The following is a 19,608-nucleotide window of genomic DNA, read 5'->3' on the forward strand; positions in this document are numbered from 1 at the left end:
AGCAAGCCCCCTCCCACATTTGGATCTTCACTATTCTGGAGAATGAGGCCCAATAAAAAGCCCGGCTGATCATCGATCAGCCGGGCTTTGTGTTGCTGGAAGCTAACTTACTTCTTCAAGCCGTAATGCTCATCCAGCATGCCTGGGGCGTCCGGCGTTTTTGGCGCGTAGTCCCGTGGCGGTTCCTGGTTTTCCCGGGGCGGGGTCAGGCGTTCCCGTGGGGTCTGCGGTGCATCGGAATGCAACGCGGCCAGCAGGCGCTGGCGGGTGATGTCGTCGAGGGCCAGGCGGTTAGCGCCATCGGCGAGATGATCCTGTACTTCCTGGTAGCTCTGGGTGAGCTTCTTGACCAGGGTCGCGGTGCTGTTGAAGTGGGTAACAACCTCGTTCTGATAACTGTCAAAACGTTCCTGAATGTCATCCAACTGACGCTGCGTGCGGTTAGGCGCGGCATTCGGCAGCAGGCGAGCAACCAGGAATCCAATGGCGACACCGGCAACCAGGGCAAGAGTCGGCAACAACCAAACTAAGAGCGAGTGTTCCACGAGTCCTTCCTCTATAAACGGCTTTGCTTTACGTTAACGGCTCAAACCTGCGCTGTATACCGCGATTAAGCTCGCAATGATGCCATGCACAGACTTTTAGCTAGACGAGTCGACCCCTTGAGAGGTCACGGAGTTCATCCTTGCTCATGCGTGAAACCCCCGTTTTGATCGATGGCCCGGTGGGTCAATTGGAGGCCCTGTACCTGGATCACCCCGCCCCACGCGGCCTGGCGCTGATCTGCCACCCTAATCCGGTGCAGGGCGGGACCATGCTCAATAAAGTTGTCTCGACCCTGCAACGCACCGCCCGCGACGCCGGCTTGATTACGTTGCGTTTCAATTATCGTGGCGTCGGCGCGAGTGCCGGTAGCCACGACATGGCCAGCGGCGAAGTTGACGATGCCGAAGCGGCCGCCACGTGGCTGCGGGAAAAACACCCTGATCTACCGCTCACCCTGCTGGGCTTTTCCTTCGGTGGCTACGTGGCCGCCAGCCTCGGCGGGCGCCTGGAAGCCAAGGGCGAGAAGCTGGCGCACCTGTTCATGGTGGCTGCCGCAGTGATGCGCCTGCGTGACACGGATGTGCTGCCACATGATTGCCCGTTGACGCTAATCCAGCCGGAAACCGACGAAGTGGTCGACCCGCAAGTCGTCTACGACTGGTCTGGCGCCCTGAAACGCCCCCATGAGCTGCTGAAAGTGGCAGAATGCGGACACTTTTTTCACGGCAAGCTCACCGATCTGAAGGATCTGGTGCTGCCGCGCCTCTCGAATTGATAGCAGTCTGATAAGCGATTACCCATGACGACGCGTACCCGTATCCTCACCGGCATCACCACCACCGGCACGCCGCACCTGGGCAACTACGCCGGTGCGATCCGCCCGGCGATCCTTGCCAGCCAGGACGCCAATGCCGATTCCTTCTACTTCCTGGCCGACTACCACGCCCTGATCAAATGCGATGACCCGCAGCGCATCCAGCGCTCGCGTATGGAAATCGCCGCGACCTGGCTGGCCGGTGGCCTGGATGTGAACCGGGTGACGTTCTATCGCCAGTCCGACATCCCCGAGATTCCCGAGCTGACCTGGCTGCTGACCTGCGTGGCCGCCAAGGGCCTGCTCAACCGTGCCCATGCCTACAAGGCCTCGGTGGACAAGAACGTAGAGGGCGGCGAAGACCCGGATGCGGGCATCACCATGGGCTTGTACAGCTACCCGGTGCTGATGGCAGCGGACATCCTGATGTTCAACGCGCACAAGGTGCCGGTGGGCCGTGACCAGATCCAGCACGTGGAAATGGCCCGTGATATCGGCCAGCGTTTCAACCATCTGTTCGGCAACGGTAAAGAATTCTTCACCATGCCCGAGGCGTTGATCGAAGAAAGCGTCGCCACCTTGCCGGGCCTGGATGGCCGCAAGATGTCCAAGAGCTATGACAACACCATCCCGTTGTTCACCAGCGCCAAGGACATGAAAGAGGCGATCTCGCGGATCGTCACCGACTCGCGCGCGCCAGGCGAGGCGAAGGACCCGGACACGTCCCACCTGTTCACGCTGTACCAGGCATTTGCGAGCAAGGCCCAGGAGCAAGAGCTGCGCAGTGAACTGCTGCAAGGCCTGGGCTGGGGTGAGGCGAAGAATCGTCTGTTCCAGTTGCTGGACGGTCAATTGGGTGAAGCGCGCGAGCGTTATCACCAACTGATGTCGCGCCCGTCAGACATGGAAGATCTGCTGCTGGTCGGCGCCAAGAAGGCCCGTGCCGTGGCGGCACCGTTCCTCGCCGAACTGCGCGAAGCGGTGGGCTTGCGTTCGTTCGTCAACCAGACTGCGGCGCCGGTTGCCACCAAGAAAAAGGCGGCGAAGGCCGCGCGCTTCGTGAGCTTTCGTGAAGACGACGGCAGCTTCCGCTTCCGCCTGTTGGCCGCCGACGGCGAGCAACTGCTGCTGTCGCGCACCTTCGCCGACGGCAAGGCGGCGGGCGCGGTGACCAAGCAATTGCAAAGCGGCGGTACCTTGGACATACGCACCCAAGCCCAGGGCTTCAGCGTATGGCTGGGCGACGCGGCCGTGGCCGACAGCGCTGAGTTCGCCGACAGCGCGTCCCGTGACGCCGCCATCGCCGCCTTGCGCGTCGCGCTGACCCCCTCCGAGGATTAACCCGACCAAGGGTTGATTGCCATTATCCAGGGCCGTCGTTACAGTGACGGCCCGTTTTTGTTGCCTTGCTAACGAAATTATGACGCCCCTAGAACGATATCAAGCTGATCTGAAACGCCCTGACTTCTTCCATGACGCTGCCCAGGAAAATGCGGTGCGTCATTTGCAGCGCCTGTACGAAGACCTGGTCGCGGCTTCGCAAAGCAAGCAGGGCATGCTCAGCAAGCTGTTTGGCAAGAAAGACCGCACGCCGGTCAAGGGCCTGTACTTCTGGGGTGGCGTCGGCCGGGGCAAGACTTACCTGGTGGACACCTTCTTCGAAGCGCTGCCGTTCAAGGAAAAGGTCCGCACCCACTTCCACCGCTTCATGAAGCGCGTGCACGAAGAGATGAAGACCCTGCCGGGGGAGAAGAACCCGCTGACGATCATCGCCAAGCGTTTCTCCGACGAAGCGCGGGTGATCTGCTTCGATGAGTTCTTCGTCTCCGACATCACCGATGCCATGATCCTCGGCACCTTGATGGAAGAGCTGTTCAAGAACGGCGTGACCCTGGTCGCCACCTCGAACATTGTGCCCGATGGTCTCTACAAGGATGGCCTGCAGCGCGCACGCTTCCTGCCGGCCATTGCGTTGATCAAGCAGCACACCGATATCGTCAACGTCGACAGCGGCGTCGACTATCGTTTGCGTCACCTTGAGCAAGCGGAGCTGTTCCACTTTCCGCTCAACGAGGCGGCCCACGACAGCCTGAAGAAAAGCTTCCGCGCATTGACGCCGGAATGCACCCAGGCCGTGGAAAACGACAAATTGATGATCGAAAACCGCGAAATCATCGCTTTACGTACTTGCGATGACGTGGCCTGGTTCGAATTCCGCCAACTGTGCGACGGCCCGCGCAGCCAGAACGACTACATCGAATTGGGCAAGATCTTCCATGCGGTGATCTTGAGCGGTGTGGAACAGATGGGCGTGACCACCGACGACATCGCGCGACGTTTTATCAACATGGTCGACGAGTTCTACGACCGTAACGTCAAGCTGATCATCTCGGCGGAAGTCGAGCTCAAGGACCTCTACACGGGCGGTCGCTTGAACTTCGAATTCCAACGCACCTTGAGTCGTTTGCTGGAAATGCAGTCCCACGAATTCCTTTCGCGCGGACACAAACCGTAAGGCCGATGTAGATCAAAGTGTGGGAGGGGGCTTGCCCCCGATTGCGGTGGATCAGTCAGTGCATCTGTTACTGACAGACCGCTATCGGGGGCAAGCCCCCTCCCACATTGGTCCCGTATAAGCCGCTGCTTATGCCGCCTGCTGGAACTGCTGGCGATACTGATTCGGCGACAACTCCGTGTGCTGCCTGAACAACCGCGCAAAGAAACTCGCATCGTCATAACCCACCTCATAGCTGATGGTCTTGATGCTCTTGCGGCTGCCCGACAGCAGGCCCTTGGCCGTCTCGATGCGCAGGCGTTGCAGATAATGCAGCGGCTTGTCGCCGGTGGCGGTCTGGAAGCGTCGCATGAAGTTGCGGATGCTCATGCCGTGCTCGCGGGCGACGTCTTCAAAGCGGAACTTGTCGGCGAAGTGTTCTTCGAGCCAATGCTGGATCTGCAGGATGATCACATCCTGGTGCAGCTTCTGCCCGCCAAAACCGATGCGCCCTGGCGAGTAGCTGCGCTGCACTTCATACAGGATGTCGCGGGCCACGGCCTGGGCGATGTTGGCGCCGCAGAAGCGTTCGATCAAATAAATGTAGAGGTCGCAGGCGGAGGTGGTGCCGCCGGCGCAATACAGGTTATCGGCGTCGGTCAGGTGCTTTTCCTGGTTGAGCTGCACCTTGGGGAACCGTTCGCTGAAGGCGGTGAAGAAGCGCCAATAGGTGGTCGCTTCCTTGCCATCGAGCAGGCCGGCTTCGGCCAGCCAGAACACACCGGTGGCTTCCCCGCACAGCACGGCGCCGCGTGCGTGCTGTTCGCGCAGCCAGGGCAGTACCTGTGGATAGCGGGTGCACAAGGCCTCGAAGTCGTCCCAGAAGGCGGGCAGCACGATGATGTCGGCATCTTCCAGGCCGCCGTCCACCGGCATGATCACATTGCTGAAGCTGCGTACCGATTGCCCGTCGGGGCTGACCAGGCGCGTCTCGAATGCGGGCGTCAGGCCCAGGCCCTGTTGCTTGCCATACCGCAGGCTGGCGAGATGGAAGAAATCCTTGGCTTGCATGAGGGTTGAAGCGAAGACCCGATCGACGGCCAGGATGCTGACGCGCCGCAAGGGCGTGGAGATTTGGTTAGACATAATTTCATTTATTCTTATAGGGGAAAGTGGTCACCAGACGGCTGGATCGTCTTATTTTTTGTCGCATGTGTCCAGTGTCCCGTGACGCATTCGCGGCATAGGCTCTGTGAGCCCGTCCTTGTCCGACAATCCTCACAGGTGACCCATGATTCCCAGAACCTTGTTTAGCCCGGAGCACGAACTCTTCCGCGAAAGCGTGCGTACCTTCCTCGAAAAAGACGCCGCGCCATTCCATGGGCAGTGGGAGAAACAGGGTTACATCGACCGCAACCTCTGGAACAAGGCGGGGGAGGCGGGGATGCTGTGTTCGCACGTACCGGAAGCATACGGCGGGCTGGGCGCGGATTTCCTTTACAGCGCGGTCGTGATCGAAGAGATCAGCCGCCTGGGCCTGACCGGCATTGGCTTTTCCCTGCATTCGGACATTGTTGCGCCGTATATCCTGCATTACGGCAGTGAGGCGTTGAAGCACAAGTACCTGCCCAAGTTGATCTCCGGCGAGATGGTCACGGCCATCGCCATGACCGAGCCTGGGGCCGGTTCCGACCTGCAAGGGGTCAAGACCACGGCGGTGCTGGACGGTGATGACTATGTGATCAACGGCTCCAAGACGTTCATCACCAACGGCTACCTGGCCGACCTGGTCATTGTGGTGGCCAAGACCGACCCCAAGGCCGGCGCCAAGGGCACCAGCCTGTTCCTGGTCGAGGCCGACACGCCGGGCTTCGACAAGGGCAAGCGCCTGGAGAAGGTCGGCATGAAGGCCCAGGACACCTCTGAGCTTTTCTTCCAGGACGTGCGTGTGCCCAAGGAAAACCTGCTGGGCCAGGCCGGCATGGGCTTCGCATATTTGATGCAGGAGTTGCCCCAGGAGCGGCTGACGGTGGCGATTGGTGCGCTGTCGTCAGCCGAGGCGGCGTTGCAATGGACCTTGGAATATACCCGCGAGCGCAAGGCGTTTGGCAAGGCAATAGCCGACTTTCAAAACACCCGCTTCAAGCTGGCAGAGATGGCCACCGAGATTCAGATCGGCCGTGTGTTCGTGGACAAATGCCTGGCGCTGCACCTGGAAGGCAAGCTGGATGTGCCCACGGCGGCGATGGCCAAGTATTGGGCCACGGACCTGCAATGCAAGGTGCTCGATGAGTGCGTGCAACTGCACGGCGGCTACGGCTTCATGTGGGAATACCCGATTGCGCGGGCGTGGGCGGACGCGCGGGTGCAGCGGATTTATGCGGGGACCAATGAGATCATGAAGGAGATTATTGCGCGGGCGCTGTGATGCTCGTTCCCACGCTCCGCGTGGGAATGCCTCAGATGACGCTCCGCGTCATGGCTCTTGCAGCGGACGCGGAGCGTCCAAGCCGGCATTCCCACGCAGAGCGTGGGAACGATCAATCAAGGCGCCGGATTTGGATGATCCTTCTGAATCGCCTCAATCCCTTCCAGCACCTCTTTGGACAGCTTCAGGTCGGCACTGGCAATGTTGCTGTCCAACTGCTCCAGGCTCGTGGCCCCGATAATATTGCTGGTCACAAACGGCTGTTGCGTCACAAACGCCAACGCCATCTGCGCCGGGTCCAGCCCATGCTCCCGCGCCAGTGCCACATAACGGCTGCACGCCGCTTCCGACTGTGGGTTGAAATAACGACTGAAACGGCTGTACTCCGTCAGACGCGCCTTGGCCGGGCGCGCACCGCCTTCGTACTTGCCGCTGAGCATGCCGAATGCCAGTGGCGAGTAGGCCAGCAAACCGCATTGTTCGCGGATGGCAATTTCAGCCAGGCCCACTTCAAAGCTGCGGTTGAGCAGGTTGTAGGGGTTCTGGATCGACACCGCGCGGGTCCAGCCACGGGCTTCGGCAAGGGCCAGGAATTTCATGGTGCCCCACGGAGTTTCGTTGGACAGGCCAATGTGGCGGATCTTACCGGCCTTGACCTGCTCATCCAGCGCTTCAAGGGTTTCCTCCAGTGGGGTGAGGTCGTCTTCGTCCTTGTGTTTGTAGCTCAACTGGCCAAAGAAATTGGTACTGCGCTCCGGCCAGTGCAGCTGGTAGAGGTCGATCCAGTCGGTCTGCAGGCGCTTGAGGCTGGCGTCGAGGGCGTCGACGATATGCTTGCGGTTGTGGCGCAGGTAGCCATCGCGGATATAGTCGATGGTGTTGCCGGGGCCCGCGATCTTGCTGGCGAGGATCCAGTCGGCGCGATCGCCACGGCTCTTGAAGTAATTACCGATATAACGCTCGGTGGTGGCGTAGGTCTCGGCCTTGGGCGGTACCGGGTACATTTCTGCCGTGTCGAGGAAGTTGATGCCCGCGGCCTTGGCCCGTTCGATCTGTGCGAAGGCCTCTGGCTCGCTGTTCTGCTCGCCCCAGGTCATGGTGCCCAAGGCAATCGCGCTCACGTTCAGATCGGTCCGGCCCAGCTGTCGATAATCCATCGGGTACTCCTTCAGGGGAAAACATTCATAAAAGCAGGTTGAATTTTTTTTCGCAATCTGCATAATTGCCCACCTCTTTCTGCAGTGGAAGTGATGCGCCGTCTGCCGAAGAATCTTGCCGTTGAACGGACGCGCTGACCCGAGCCCCCGATAGCGTCTGTATCCGGCTGCCTTTGACCTTGTCAAAGTACGCACTATTCAGTAAGATCCGCCGTCTAATTTACAGGGCGGCCCCTGAGGCTATTAAAGAATGACAACTTTTACTGCAAAACCGGAAACAGTTCAGCGCGACTGGTTTGTCGTCGACGCCGCTGGTCAGACCCTGGGTCGTCTGGCCACTGAAGTCGCCAGCCGTCTGCGTGGCAAGCACAAGCCTGAATACACCCCGCACGTTGATACCGGTGACTACATTGTCATCATCAACGCTGAGCAGGTACGTGTTACCGGCAACAAAGCGCAAGACAAAATGTACTACCGTCACTCCGGTTTCCCAGGCGGTATCAAGTCTTCCAACTTTGAAGGCCTGATCTCCAAGAAGCCTGAAGCCCCGATCGAAATCGCGGTCAAAGGCATGCTGCCTAAGGGCCCACTGGGTCGCGATATGTTTCGCAAGCTGAAAGTCTATGCGGGCGCTGTACACCCTCATGCTGCTCAGCAGCCCCAAGAACTGAAGTTTTAACGGAATAGTTCATTATGTCGGCGACTCAAAATTACGGCACTGGCCGTCGCAAAACCGCAACCGCACGCGTTTTCCTGCGTCCGGGCACTGGTAACATCTCGATCAACAACCGCACTCTGGAAAACTTCTTCGGCCGCGAAACTGCCCGCATGGTAGTTCGTCAGCCGCTGGAACTGACCGAGACTGTTGAAAAGTTCGACATCTACGTCACCGTTATCGGTGGCGGTGTAAGTGGTCAAGCTGGCGCAATCCGCCACGGTATCACTCGCGCTCTGATGCAGTACGACGAAACCCTGCGTGGCGCTCTGCGCAAAGCTGGCTTCGTTACTCGCGATGCTCGTGAAGTTGAACGTAAGAAAGTCGGTCTGCGTAAAGCGCGTAAGCGTCCGCAGTACTCGAAGCGTTAATTCGCTTTACGTTCCACAAAAACGCCCAGCCTCCTCACGGAGCTGGGCGTTTTTTATTGCCTGCGATTTATGCACATTTTTCACCGTGACAACTTGCCACATCCACAGACCCCCTATACTACAAGGCCTGGGGGTGGTGGCCCGGGCAATTCCCTTGTCATCCGTGGGGCTTTTCATTACCATCCGTCAAAATTTTTATAAGTAAAGATTCAACACTTAGTAGACGCCTGATTTAACAGGCCAAAAAAGCTGATGGGAGAGGACTGAATGAGCAATGACGGCGTGAATGCAGGCCGGCGTCGCTTCTTGGTAGCAGCCACATCCGTGGTGGGTGCTGCAGGAGCGGTGGGGGCTGCGGTCCCGTTCGTGGGGTCATGGTTTCCCAGTGCCAAGGCGAAAGCCGCAGGTGCACCGGTGAAGGTGAATGTCAGCAAGATCGAGCCAGGGCAGCAGATGATTGCTGAATGGCGCGGCCAGCCGGTATTCATTGTTCGTCGTACCGAGGAAATCCTGGGGAATCTGAAAAAGATCGAAGGCCAGTTGTCTGACCCTAAATCCGAGAATTCCGACCAGCCCGCCTACGCCAAGAACGAAGTGCGTTCGATCAAGCCAGAGATTCTGTTACTGGTAGGTCTGTGTACCCACCTGGGTTGCTCACCCACCTTCCGCCCGGAAGTCGCCCCTGTCGACTTGGGCAAGGACTGGGTCGGCGGTTATTTCTGCCCGTGTCACGGTTCCCATTACGACCTTGCCGGCCGTGTCTACAAGTCTCAGCCCGCGCCCCTGAACCTGCCGGTTCCTCCGCACACCTACGAAACTGACGACCTCATTGTCATTGGCCTCGATAAGGAGAACGCGTGATGAGCAAGTTCATGGATTGGGTGGATGCGCGTTTCCCCGCCACCAAAATGTGGGAAGACCATCTCAGCAAATATTACGCGCCAAAAAACTTCAACTTCTTCTACTTCTTCGGCTCCCTGGCACTGCTGGTGCTGGTCAACCAGATCGTCACCGGTGTGTGGTTGACGATGAGCTACACGCCGTCTGCGGAAGAGGCGTTTGCCTCCGTCGAATACATCATGCGTGACGTCGAGTACGGCTCGATCCTGCGCCTGCTGCACTCCACCGGCGCGTCGGCGTTCTTCATCGTCGTCTACCTGCACATGTTCCGTGGCTTGCTCTATGGCTCGTACCAGAAGCCGCGCGAACTGGTGTGGGTGTTCGGCATGCTGATCTACCTGGCGCTGATGGCCGAAGCCTTTATGGGCTATCTGCTGCCGTGGGGCCAGATGTCGTACTGGGGCGCCCAGGTGATCATCTCGTTGTTCGGGGCGATCCCGGTGATCGGCAACGACCTGACCCAGTGGATTCGTGGCGACTACCTGATCTCCGGCATCACCCTGAACCGCTTCTTCGCCCTGCACGTCGTCGCCTTGCCGATCGTGATCCTGGGCCTGGTGGTGTTGCACATCCTGGCGCTGCATGAAGTGGGTTCCAACAACCCGGATGGTGTGGACATCAAGAAGCATAAGGACGAGAACGGCATCCCGCTCGATGGCATTCCATTCCACCCTTATTACACCGTGAAAGACATTGTCGGCGTGGTCGTGTTCCTGTTCGTGTTCTGCTCGATCGTGTTCTTTTTCCCGGAGATGGGGGGTTATTTCCTCGAGAAGCCTAACTTCGAACAAGCCAACGCGTTCAAGACGCCTGAGCACATTGCCCCGGTCTGGTACTTCACGCCGTTCTACGCAATCCTGCGTGCGATCCCCGACAAACTCATGGGCGTGATCGCCATGGGCGCGGCGATCGCGGTGCTGTTCGTGCTGCCGTGGCTGGATCGCAGCCCGGTCAAGTCCATGCGCTACAAGGGCTGGCTGAGCAAGATCTGGCTGTGGGTGTTCTGCATTGCATTCGTGATCCTGGGCGTGCTGGGCGTATTGGCGCCGACCCCTGAGCGCACGTTGCTGTCGCAGGTCTGCACCTTCCTGTACTTCGCCTACTTCATTCTGATGCCGTTCTACACCCGGCTCGAGAAGACCAAACCGGTTCCGGAAAGGGTGACTGGCTGATGAAAAAATTATTTGTTGCATTAGTGCTTGCGGCCCTGCCGCTTCTGTCTTTGGCTGCCGAGCATGGCGCGGAACTGGAAAAAGTCGACATCGACGTCGCCGATAAAGCCGCTTTGCAAGATGGTGCACGTACCTTTGCCAACTACTGCATGGGCTGCCATAGCGCCAAGTTCCAGCGTTACGAGCGGGTTGCCGATGACTTGGGCATCCCCCATGAGTTGATGCTGGAGAAACTGGTGTTCACCGGAGCCAAGATCGGCGACCACATGAACATCGGCATGAAACCGGCAGACGCCAAGGCCTGGTTCGGCGCAGCACCGCCCGACCTGACCCTGGTGGCGCGCGTGCGTGGCACCGACTGGCTCTATGGCTACCTTAAATCCTTCTACGAAGACCCCGCCCGCCCTTGGGGCGTGAACAACAAAGTGTTCCCGAACGTCGGCATGCCTAACGTTCTGGTCGGCCTGCAGGGGCGCCAAGTGGTAGGATGCAAGCAGGTCCAGGTCGTTGAAGACGGCAAGAAGCAATATGATCCGTTGACCGGCACGCCGCTGACCCATGAAGCGTGCGATCAACTGACCATCGTGCCCAAGACCGGTACGCTGAATGAAGAGCAGTTCGACGAGAAGGTCAAGAACCTGGTGACTTTCCTGGCCTACTCGGCCAACCCGGTCAAACTGCAGCACCAGCGCATCGGTACCTACGTCTTGCTGTACCTGGCTTTCTTCTTCGTATTCGCCTATCTGCTCAAACGCGAGTACTGGAAGGATGTGCATTGATCCAACCGTAAGCAATTGCTGTTAATCTTGCGCGCCCAGCGGCATCTCTGAACACGTAGCGTCGGTTGTTCCGGACGTTACAGAGATGCTCCCTGGGCGCGCTCGTTTTTGAGCTTTCGATAATTTCAACAAGCGAGGAGGACCGCCATGGGCGTGACCAACCGGTTGGCCTGTTACTCCGACCCCGCCGACCACTATTCCCACCGAGTACGCATCGTGCTCGCAGAGAAGGGTGTCAGCGCCGAGATCATCAGTGTAGAAGCGGGTCGTCAGCCGCCGAAACTGATCGAAGTGAACCCTTACGGCAGCTTGCCCACCCTGGTCGATCGTGACCTGGCGTTGTGGGAGTCAACCGTGGTGATGGAATACTTGGATGAGCGTTACCCGCATCCGCCCTTGCTGCCGGTGTACCCGGTGGCGCGCGCCAACAGCCGCCTGCTGATCCATCGGATCCAGCGTGACTGGTGCCGGCTGGTGGATGTGATTCTGGATTCACGCAGCAAAGAGCCGGCCCGTGTCGTGGCGCGCAAGGAATTGCGCGAAAGCCTGACCGGCGTTTCGCCGCTGTTCGCCGACAAGCCTTTTTTCCTCAGTGAGGAACAAAGCTTGGTGGATTGCTGCCTATTACCCATACTCTGGCGCTTGCCGATTATGGGCATTGAACTGCCGCGGCCTGCCAAGCCGCTGCTTGATTACATGGAGCGCCAGTTTGCGCGTGAGGCTTTCCAGGCGAGTCTGTCTGGTGTCGAACGCGATATGCGCTAAGGCTTAAGGAGCCGCTGATGAACTCCAGTCGACCCTATCTGGTCCGCGCGCTCTATGAGTGGATTGTGGACAACGATTGCACCCCGCACATGCTGGTCAATTCCGAATTTCCTGCGGTGCAGGTTCCGCAGGGTTTTGCCAGTGACGGACAGATTGTATTGAACGTATCGCCCAGTGCCGTGCGCCACCTGCACATGGACAACGAAGCGGTCAGCTTCGAAGGGCGTTTCGGCGGCGTGCCGCATACGCTGTTCGTGCCGATTGGCGCCATCCTCGGGATTTATGCCCGTGAGAATGGCCAAGGCATGGTGTTCGATCTGGAGTCGCCTTTCGAGGATGACGAAACGATCGAAGGCGAAGGCGGCGATGATGTGCCGCCACCCGATAACGAGCCGCCGCGTCCTACGGGCCGGCCGAGCTTGAAAGTGGTGAAGTAAGCGGCTGTTGCCTTCGGGCGAGCCTGAAAAATGCCTCGGCGGTTGCCGGGGCATTTTTTTGCCTGCCGCGCAGAAGTGAAAGTCTCGACAGGAACGGTGATCGTACAACCGCCATGGGCTATGATGCGTCTTCAGTTCGCCGAGAAAGATGATCCATCATGGAAAACGCCAACGCCGCCCCACGTCTGCCCCGCAAGCGCCGCAGCCTTGCCCAGGAATTGGTCACGGTGTTGTCCGAACAAATCCGCGACGGCCAGCTCAAGCGTGGCGACAAGCTGCCCACTGAGTCGGCGATCATGGATGCCCATGGTGTGAGTCGTACCGTGGTGCGCGAGGCCATCTCGCGCTTGCAGGCGGCGGGGCAGGTGGAGACGCGTCACGGTATCGGTACGTTTGTATTGGACACGCCAAGCCCGAGCGGTTTCCGGATCGATCCGGCCACCGTGGTGACGTTGCGCGATGTGTTGGCGATTCTGGAGTTGCGTATCAGCCTGGAAGTGGAATCGGCAGGCCTGGCTGCCTTGCGCCGCAGTGACGAGCAGTTGGCAGCCATGCGTGCGGCCCTCGATGCCTTGAATGAAAGCGCGGCCCATGCGGGTGATGCGGTGGCGTCAGACTTTGCGTTCCACCTGGAAATAGCGCTGTCCACCGGCAACCGTTATTTCACCGACATCATGACCCACCTGGGCACCAGCATCATTCCGCGTACCCGCCTGAATTCGGCGCGTCTGGCCCATGATGACCAGCAGCATTACATGGGACGTTTGAGCCGCGAACATGAAGAGATTTATGAGGCTATCGCACGTCAGGATTCGGACGCGGCGCGTGCGGCGATGCGGTTGCACTTGACGAACAGTCGGGAGCGGCTGCGCCATGCCCATGAAGAGGCAGAGGCGCAGCGTGGGTAAAGTTGGGCTACGGGAATGGATTAGGGGACTGCTCCAGATAAATGACAATTTGGTTATTTACCTCGTCAAAAACCTTGCGCGTAACAATTTGTAAGCCAGCTATAGAATCGTTGACCTCGTCGCCAATTTGGGGCTCGTAATCCAGCGAGCGTGGCGTTTTACCTGCGGTGCTTACTTTAAAATTCTTACTCATGGGTCACCTCCAACGTTATGAGAAGTAGCGTGCCTCCAATACCGCACCGTCTCTAGACTCGTTCACACGGCGATCGGGAAGTCGAATCCAGGTTATGACTGAAAGTGAGTAGAGCACTACTGTCAGAATTGACAGTGGCGACGGACGGTTTATGCCGTGTGAGGCATTGGAATAAAAATTGGGGCTGCCTCCAGTACTGCGCCCACAGGTCACGGATTGCCCGCTCGATCTCTCAACTGACTTCCCACGTCAACCAGGCACCACTCAACTCCTCCCTAAGTGAACACTGACGATTTGCAGTTGACGAATCTTTTTATAGTTGTACGATGACGTACGACATCACCAAAACCAACAATAACCTTTCGACAGAAAGTCTTTCCCCAGGGTGTTCGAATAATGAATCCACAAGAGCTGAAGTCCATCCTCTCCCACGGTCTGCTGTCTTTTCCGGTGACCGATTTCAACGCCCAGGGTGACTTTCACCAAGCGGGCTATATCAAGCGTCTGGAATGGCTTGCCCCATACGGCGCCACCGCGCTGTTCGCTGCGGGCGGCACCGGTGAGTTTTTCTCCCTGGCCGCCAGCGAATATTCCCAAGTGGTGAAGACCGCTGTTGATACCTGCGCCACCAGCGTGCCGATTCTTGCCGGTGTCGGGGGCGCGACCCGCCAGGCCATCGAATACGCTCAAGAGGCCGAGCGCCTGGGTGCCAAGGGCTTGCTGCTGCTGCCGCACTACTTGACTGAAGCCAGCCAGGACGGGGTTGCCGCCCACGTTGAAGCGGTGTGCAAATCGGTCAAGATCGGCGTGGTGGTGTACAACCGCAATGTCTGCCGCCTGACCGCGCCGCTGCTCGAGCGCCTCGCCGAGCGTTGCCCGAACCTGATCGGCTACAAGGATGGCCTGGGTGACATCGAGTTGATGGTGTCGATCCGCCGTCGTCTCGGCGACCGTTTCAGCTACCTCGGCGGTCTGCCGACCGCAGAGGTTTACGCCGCTGCCTACAAGGCCCTGGGCGTGCCGGTGTACTCCTCGGCGGTGTTCAACTTCATCCCGAAAACCGCGATGGATTTCTACCACGCGATTGCCAAGGATGATCACGCCACTGTCTCCAGGATCATCGACGATTTCTTCCTGCCCTACCTGGACATCCGTAACCGCAAGGCCGGTTACGCCGTGAGCATCGTCAAGGCGGGTGCGAAAATCGCCGGCTATGACGCCGGCCCGGTGCGCACCCCGCTGACCGACCTGCTGCCGGAAGAATACGAAGCCCTGGCCGCGCTGATCGACAAGCAAGGCGCGCAATAACTTATCAACAAGGCCGCTGAGCAATCAGCGGCCTTTTGCGTCAGGAGAAGATTCGTGTCCCAAGCAAAACGTTTCGAGAACTACATCAACGGTGAGTGGGTTACCGGCACCGACTACTGCACCAATATCAACCCATCGGACCTTTCCGATGTGATTGGCGAATACGCCAAGGCCGACGTCGCCCAAGTCAACGCCGCTATCGAGGCCGCCCGCGCCGCATTTCCGGCCTGGTCCACCTCCGGCATCCAGGCGCGCCATGATGCGCTGGACAAAGTCGGCAGCGAAATCCTCGCCCGCCGTGAAGAGCTTGGCACCCTGCTGGCCCGGGAAGAGGGCAAGACCCTGCCCGAAGCCATCGGTGAGGTGACCCGCGCCGGTAACATCTTCAAATTCTTCGCCGGTGAATGCCTGCGCCTGTCCGGCGACTACGTGCCGTCGGTGCGCCCGGGCGTCAATGTAGAAGTTACCCGCGAAGCCCTCGGCGTGGTCGGACTGATCACCCCCTGGAACTTCCCGATCGCCATCCCGGCGTGGAAAATCGCCCCGGCCCTGGCCTATGGCAACTGTGTGGTGATCAAGCCGGCCGAACTGGTGCCCGGCTGTGCCTGGGCCCTGGCCGACATCATTTCCCGCGCCGGTTTCCCTGCCGGGGTGTTCAACCTGGTGATGGGCAGCGGCCGCGTAGTGGGCGATGTGTTGGTCAACAGCCCGAAAGTCGATGGCATCAGCTTCACCGGTTCGGTGGGCGTGGGCCGTCAGATCGCCGTCAGTTGCGTGTCGCGCCAGGCCAAGGTGCAGTTGGAAATGGGCGGCAAGAACCCGCAGATCATTCTCGACGACGCCGACCTCAAGCAGGCAGTCGAGCTGTCGGTGCAGAGCGCGTTCTACTCCACCGGCCAGCGTTGCACTGCATCCAGCCGCCTGATCGTCACCGCCGGCATCCACGACCAGTTTGTTGCGGCCATGGCCGAGCGCATGAAGTCGATCAAAGTCGGCCACGCACTCAACAGCGGTACCGACATTGGCCCGGTGGTCTCCCAGGCCCAGTTGGACCAGGACATGAAGTACATCGACATCGGCCAGAGCGAAGGTGCGCGGCTGGTCAGCGGTGGCGGTTTGGTGACCTGCGATACCGAAGGCTACTACCTGGCGCCGACGCTGTTTGCCGACAGCGAAGCCGCCATGCGCATCAGCCGTGAAGAAATCTTCGGCCCAGTGGCCAACGTGGTGCGCGTGGCCGACTACGAGGCGGCGCTGGCCATGGCCAACGACACCGAATTCGGTTTGTCTGCGGGCATTGCCACTACGTCGTTGAAGTATGCCAACCACTTCAAGCGTCATTCCCAGGCCGGCATGGTCATGGTCAATTTGCCCACCGCTGGCGTGGATTACCATGTTCCGTTCGGTGGCCGTAAGGGTTCGTCCTACGGTTCGCGTGAGCAGGGTCGCTATGCGCAAGAGTTCTACACCGTAGTGAAAACCAGCTACATCGGTTCGTAATACGCAACACAGACTCGCATCCCTGTAGGAGCGAGCTTGCTCGCGAAAAACTCAAGGGCACCGCGTGCATCCTGAATGCCCGCGTATTCGTTGACGCTTTTCGCGAGCAAGCTCGCTCCTACAGGGGGCGGCACACAACAAGACAATTACCCGCAAAAAAAATAATTAGTGGGAGTACTTCTTTATGCAAGCGACCAAGCCGACCCACGTCCGCTATTTGATCCTGCTCATGCTGTTCCTGGTGACCACGATCAACTACGCCGACCGTGCAACTATTGCCATCGCCGGCTCCAGCCTGCAAAAAGACCTCGGCATCGACGCGGTCACCCTCGGTTACATCTTCTCTGCATTCGGTTGGGCCTATGTCGCCGGGCAAATTCCCGGCGGTTGGCTGCTCGACCGGTTCGGCTCGAAAAAAGTCTATGCCCTGAGCATCTTCACCTGGTCACTGTTCACCGTGCTGCAAGGCTACGTCGGTGAGTTCGGTATCTCCACGGCCGTGGTTGCGCTGTTCATGCTGCGCTTCATGGTGGGCCTGGCCGAAGCGCCATCCTTCCCGGGTAACGCGCGGATTGTGGCGGCCTGGTTCCCCACGGCCGAACGCGGTACGGCGTCGGCGATCTTCAACTCGGCGCAGTACTTCGCCACGGTGTTGTTTGCACCGCTGATGGGCTGGATCGTTTACCGCTTCGGCTGGCAGCACGTGTTTATCGTGATGGGCGCGATCGGCATCGTGTTCTCGCTGATCTGGCTGAAAGTTATCCACAGCCCGCGCCAGCACCCGATGATCAACACAGCCGAGCTCGATTACATCGCGGCCAACGGCGCGATGGTCGATATGGACCAAGACAAGGGCAAGGGTAAGAAAACCGACGGCCCGAAGTGGGATTACATCCGCCAGTTGCTGACCAACCGCATGATGCTTGGCGTGTACCTGGGCCAGTATTGCATCAACGGCATCACTTATTTCTTCCTGACCTGGTTCCCCGTGTACCTGGTGCAAGATCGGGGCATGACCATTCTCAAGGCGGGTTTCATCGCCTCGCTGCCGGCCATCTGCGGGTTTATCGGCGGCGTACTGGGCGGGGTGATTTCCGACTACCTGCTGCGCAAGGGCCATTCCCTGACCTTCGCTCGCAAGGCGCCGATCATTGCCGGCCTGCTGGTGTCCAGCAGCATCATTGCGTGTAACTACGTCGACGTTGAATGGATGGTGGTGGGCTTCATGGCACTGGCCTTCTTCGGCAAGGGCGTTGGCGCACTGGGCTGGGCGGTAGTGTCTGACACCTCGCCGAAACAAATCGCCGGCCTCAGTGGCGGCTTGTTCAACACCTTCGGTAACCTGGCGTCGATCACCACGCCGATTGTCATCGGCTACATCATCGCCACCACCGGTTCGTTCAAGTGGGCGCTGGTGTTCGTCGGCGCCAACGCGCTGGTGGCGGTGTTCAGCTACCTGGTCATCGTCGGCCCGATCAAGCGTGTAGTACTCAAAGAGCCGCCAGCCAAGGGCCCTGAGTTGACCAACCTAACCGAAGCGCATTCCTGAGGTTCGTGTGATGCAGTTGATTGAACATGCCGACTCGCCGCGCTCGATTCGTTTGCACGAGCGCGACAATGTAGTGATCGTGGTGAACGACCAGGGCGTCCCGGCCGGCACCGAGTTTCCGGACGGCCTGGTCACTGTGGAGTTCATCCCGCAGAGCCACAAGGTAACCCTGGAAGACATTCCCGAAGGCGGCCAGATCATTCGCTATGGCCAGACCATTGGCTACGCGCTGGCGCCGATCCCGCGTGGCAGCTGGGTGCAGGAAGACCAGTTGCGCATGCCCACCGCGCCGCCGCTGGACAGCCTGCCGTTGTCCACCGAGGTGCCTGAAACCCAGGCGCCGCTGGAGGGTTTTACCTTTGAGGGCTACCGCAACGCCGACGGCACCGTGGGCACGCGCAATATCCTCGGTATCACCACCACGGTGCAGTGCGTGACCGGCGTGCTGGACCATGCCGTCAAGCGCATCAAGGATGAATTGCTGCCCAAGTACCCGCACGTCGATGACGTGGTGGCGCTGACCCATAGCTACGGCTGCGGCGTGGCGATCACGGCCACGGATGCCTACATCCCGATCCGCACCGTGCGCAACCTGGCGCGCAACCCGAACCTGGGCGGCGAAGCCCTGGTGATCAGCCTGGGCTGCGAGAAATTGCAGGCCGGGCAAGTGATGCACGACAACGACAGCTCCGTCGACCTGAGCGAGCCCTGGCTGTACCGGTTGCAGGATTCCAGCCACGGCTTTACCGAGATGATCGAGCAGATCATGGCGCTGGCCGAGGTTCGCTTGAAGAAGCTCGACCAGCGCCGCCGCGAAACGGTGCCTGCGTCCGAGCTGATCCTGGGCATGCAATGCGGCGGCAGTGATGCATTTTCCGGGATCACCGCCAATCCGGCGCTGGGTTATGCCTCAGACCTGTTGTTGCGTGCCGGGGCCACGGTGATGTTTTCCGAAGTGACGGAAGTCCGTGACGCTATTTACCTGCTGACGTCTCGGGCCGAGAGCAAGGAAGTTGCCCAGGAGCTGGTCAGGGAAATGGACTGGTACGACCGTTACCTGGCCAAGGGCGAGGCGGATCGCAGCGCCAATACCACGCCGGGCAACAAGAAGGGCGGGCTGTCGAATATCGTCGAGAAGTCGTTGGGCTCCATCGTCAAATCCGGCAGCAGCGCGATCAACGGCGTGCTCGGCCCTGGCGAGCGCGTCAAGGGCAAGGGCCTGATTTTCTGCGCGACCCCGGCCAGTGACTTTGTGTGCGGCACCTTGCAACTGGCGGCGGGCATGAACCTGCACGTGTTCACCACCGGGCGCGGCACACCTTACGGCTTGGCGATGGCGCCGGTGGTCAAGGTGTCGACACGCACTGAGCTGGCGCAGCGCTGGCCAGACCTGATCGATATCGACGCCGGGCGTATCGCCACCGGGCGCGCGAGTATCGAAGAGCTGGGCTGGGAGTTGTTTCACTTCTACCTGGATGTGGCCAGCGGCAAGAAGCAGACGTGGGCGGAGCGGCACAAGCTGCATAACGACATCACGTTGTTCAACCCCGCGCCAATCACCTAGGGCTGTCG

General features: G+C 59.5%; 20 protein-coding genes. 16 read left to right on the plus strand and 4 right to left on the minus strand.

Going from position 1 to position 19,608, the window contains the following annotated elements; genetic code table 11:
• Window positions 1-107 precede the first annotated feature (107 nt).
• Complete coding sequence (locus tag C4J85_RS04060) at window positions 108-545, minus strand: YhcB family protein (protein ID WP_057724532.1); 438 nt, start codon at window positions 543-545, stop codon at window positions 108-110.
• Window positions 546-691: 146 nt separating this feature from the next.
• Between C4J85_RS04060 and C4J85_RS04065 the strand changes: the two genes are divergently transcribed.
• The 3 genes from C4J85_RS04065 (at window position 692) to zapE (ending at window position 3,875) form a co-directional block, all read left to right on the plus strand.
• A complete protein-coding gene (locus C4J85_RS04065) occupies window positions 692-1,321 on the plus strand; it encodes an alpha/beta hydrolase (protein WP_124361281.1) in 630 nt (209 codons plus the stop codon).
• A gap of 24 nt (window positions 1,322-1,345) precedes the next feature.
• Complete coding sequence (locus C4J85_RS04070; RefSeq protein ID WP_124409043.1) at window positions 1,346-2,701, plus strand: tryptophan--tRNA ligase; 1,356 nt, start codon at window positions 1,346-1,348, stop codon at window positions 2,699-2,701.
• Window positions 2,702-2,780: 79 nt separating this feature from the next.
• Window positions 2,781-3,875 carry a cell division protein ZapE gene (zapE, locus tag C4J85_RS04075; RefSeq protein ID WP_124365820.1) on the plus strand — a complete coding sequence of 365 codons (1,095 nt, stop codon included), beginning with the start codon at window positions 2,781-2,783 and terminating at the stop codon, window positions 3,873-3,875.
• A gap of 129 nt (window positions 3,876-4,004) precedes the next feature.
• Here the strand turns inward: zapE and C4J85_RS04080 are convergent, their stop codons facing one another.
• The gene (locus C4J85_RS04080; RefSeq protein ID WP_177413577.1) at window positions 4,005-4,925 is read right to left on the minus strand and encodes a GlxA family transcriptional regulator; all 921 of its coding nucleotides are present in this window, start codon (window positions 4,923-4,925) and stop codon (window positions 4,005-4,007) included.
• A gap of 220 nt (window positions 4,926-5,145) precedes the next feature.
• Here C4J85_RS04080 and C4J85_RS04085 point away from each other — a divergent pair, with 220 nt between their 5' ends.
• Entirely contained in the window at window positions 5,146-6,282 is a 1,137-nt protein-coding gene (locus tag C4J85_RS04085) for an acyl-CoA dehydrogenase family protein (protein WP_124406278.1), read from the plus strand.
• Between the two features lie 116 nt (window positions 6,283-6,398).
• On the opposite strand, the gene C4J85_RS04095 is transcribed toward C4J85_RS04085, so the two are convergent.
• Window positions 6,399-7,439 carry an NADP(H)-dependent aldo-keto reductase gene (locus tag C4J85_RS04095; protein WP_124365822.1) on the minus strand — a complete coding sequence of 347 codons (1,041 nt, stop codon included), beginning with the start codon at window positions 7,437-7,439 and terminating at the stop codon, window positions 6,399-6,401.
• Window positions 7,440-7,689: 250 nt separating this feature from the next.
• On the opposite strand from C4J85_RS04095, the gene rplM reads away from it, so the two are divergent.
• The 8 genes from rplM to C4J85_RS04135 all read left to right on the plus strand — a co-directional run bounded on the left by rplM (window position 7,690) and on the right by C4J85_RS04135 (window position 13,486).
• Window positions 7,690-8,118, plus strand: coding sequence for a 50S ribosomal protein L13 (gene rplM, locus C4J85_RS04100; protein ID WP_003171742.1), 429 nt, complete (start codon window positions 7,690-7,692; stop codon window positions 8,116-8,118).
• A 14-nt stretch (window positions 8,119-8,132) separates the two neighbouring features.
• Window positions 8,133-8,525, plus strand: a complete 393-nt coding sequence (gene rpsI, locus C4J85_RS04105) for a 30S ribosomal protein S9 (RefSeq protein ID WP_003216038.1) — start codon at window positions 8,133-8,135, stop codon at window positions 8,523-8,525.
• Between the two features lie 267 nt (window positions 8,526-8,792).
• The gene (petA, locus tag C4J85_RS04110; RefSeq protein ID WP_034118089.1) at window positions 8,793-9,386 is read left to right on the plus strand and encodes a ubiquinol-cytochrome c reductase iron-sulfur subunit; all 594 of its coding nucleotides are present in this window, start codon (window positions 8,793-8,795) and stop codon (window positions 9,384-9,386) included.
• A complete protein-coding gene (locus C4J85_RS04115) occupies window positions 9,386-10,597 on the plus strand; it encodes a cytochrome bc complex cytochrome b subunit (RefSeq protein ID WP_003171746.1) in 1,212 nt (403 codons plus the stop codon). The genes petA and C4J85_RS04115 overlap by 1 nt, the downstream gene beginning before the upstream one ends.
• Complete coding sequence (locus C4J85_RS04120; protein ID WP_057724540.1) at window positions 10,597-11,376, plus strand: cytochrome c1; 780 nt, start codon at window positions 10,597-10,599, stop codon at window positions 11,374-11,376. Before C4J85_RS04115 ends, C4J85_RS04120 begins: the two co-directional genes overlap by 1 nt.
• 147 nt (window positions 11,377-11,523) lie before the next feature.
• On the plus strand, window positions 11,524-12,141 hold the full coding sequence (locus tag C4J85_RS04125; protein WP_124361287.1) for a glutathione S-transferase N-terminal domain-containing protein: 618 nt from the start codon (window positions 11,524-11,526) through the stop codon (window positions 12,139-12,141).
• Between the two features lie 17 nt (window positions 12,142-12,158).
• Window positions 12,159-12,578, plus strand: a complete 420-nt coding sequence (locus tag C4J85_RS04130) for a ClpXP protease specificity-enhancing factor (RefSeq protein ID WP_124361288.1) — start codon at window positions 12,159-12,161, stop codon at window positions 12,576-12,578.
• A gap of 158 nt (window positions 12,579-12,736) precedes the next feature.
• The gene (locus C4J85_RS04135) at window positions 12,737-13,486 is read left to right on the plus strand and encodes a FadR/GntR family transcriptional regulator (protein WP_016971564.1); all 750 of its coding nucleotides are present in this window, start codon (window positions 12,737-12,739) and stop codon (window positions 13,484-13,486) included.
• Between the two features lie 7 nt (window positions 13,487-13,493).
• Here C4J85_RS04135 and C4J85_RS04140 read toward each other — a convergent pair whose 3' ends face one another.
• Entirely contained in the window at window positions 13,494-13,679 is a 186-nt protein-coding gene (locus C4J85_RS04140) for a hypothetical protein (RefSeq protein WP_124365823.1), read from the minus strand.
• A gap of 396 nt (window positions 13,680-14,075) precedes the next feature.
• Between C4J85_RS04140 and kdgD the strand changes: the two genes are divergently transcribed.
• From kdgD to garD, 4 genes are all read left to right on the plus strand, one after another.
• Entirely contained in the window at window positions 14,076-14,987 is a 912-nt protein-coding gene (gene kdgD / locus C4J85_RS04145; RefSeq protein ID WP_057724545.1) for a 5-dehydro-4-deoxyglucarate dehydratase, read from the plus strand.
• Between the two features lie 54 nt (window positions 14,988-15,041).
• The gene (locus tag C4J85_RS04150; protein ID WP_124369652.1) at window positions 15,042-16,487 is read left to right on the plus strand and encodes an aldehyde dehydrogenase family protein; all 1,446 of its coding nucleotides are present in this window, start codon (window positions 15,042-15,044) and stop codon (window positions 16,485-16,487) included.
• 184 nt (window positions 16,488-16,671) lie between these two features.
• Complete coding sequence (locus C4J85_RS04155) at window positions 16,672-18,036, plus strand: MFS transporter (protein ID WP_124406280.1); 1,365 nt, start codon at window positions 16,672-16,674, stop codon at window positions 18,034-18,036.
• 10 nt (window positions 18,037-18,046) lie between these two features.
• Window positions 18,047-19,600 carry a galactarate dehydratase gene (garD, locus tag C4J85_RS04160; RefSeq protein WP_124403082.1) on the plus strand — a complete coding sequence of 518 codons (1,554 nt, stop codon included), beginning with the start codon at window positions 18,047-18,049 and terminating at the stop codon, window positions 19,598-19,600.
• Window positions 19,601-19,608: the final 8 nt, after the last annotated feature.

The organism is Pseudomonas sp. R4-34-07 (assembly GCF_003852375.1).
Taxonomy (GTDB): domain Bacteria; phylum Pseudomonadota; class Gammaproteobacteria; order Pseudomonadales; family Pseudomonadaceae; genus Aquipseudomonas.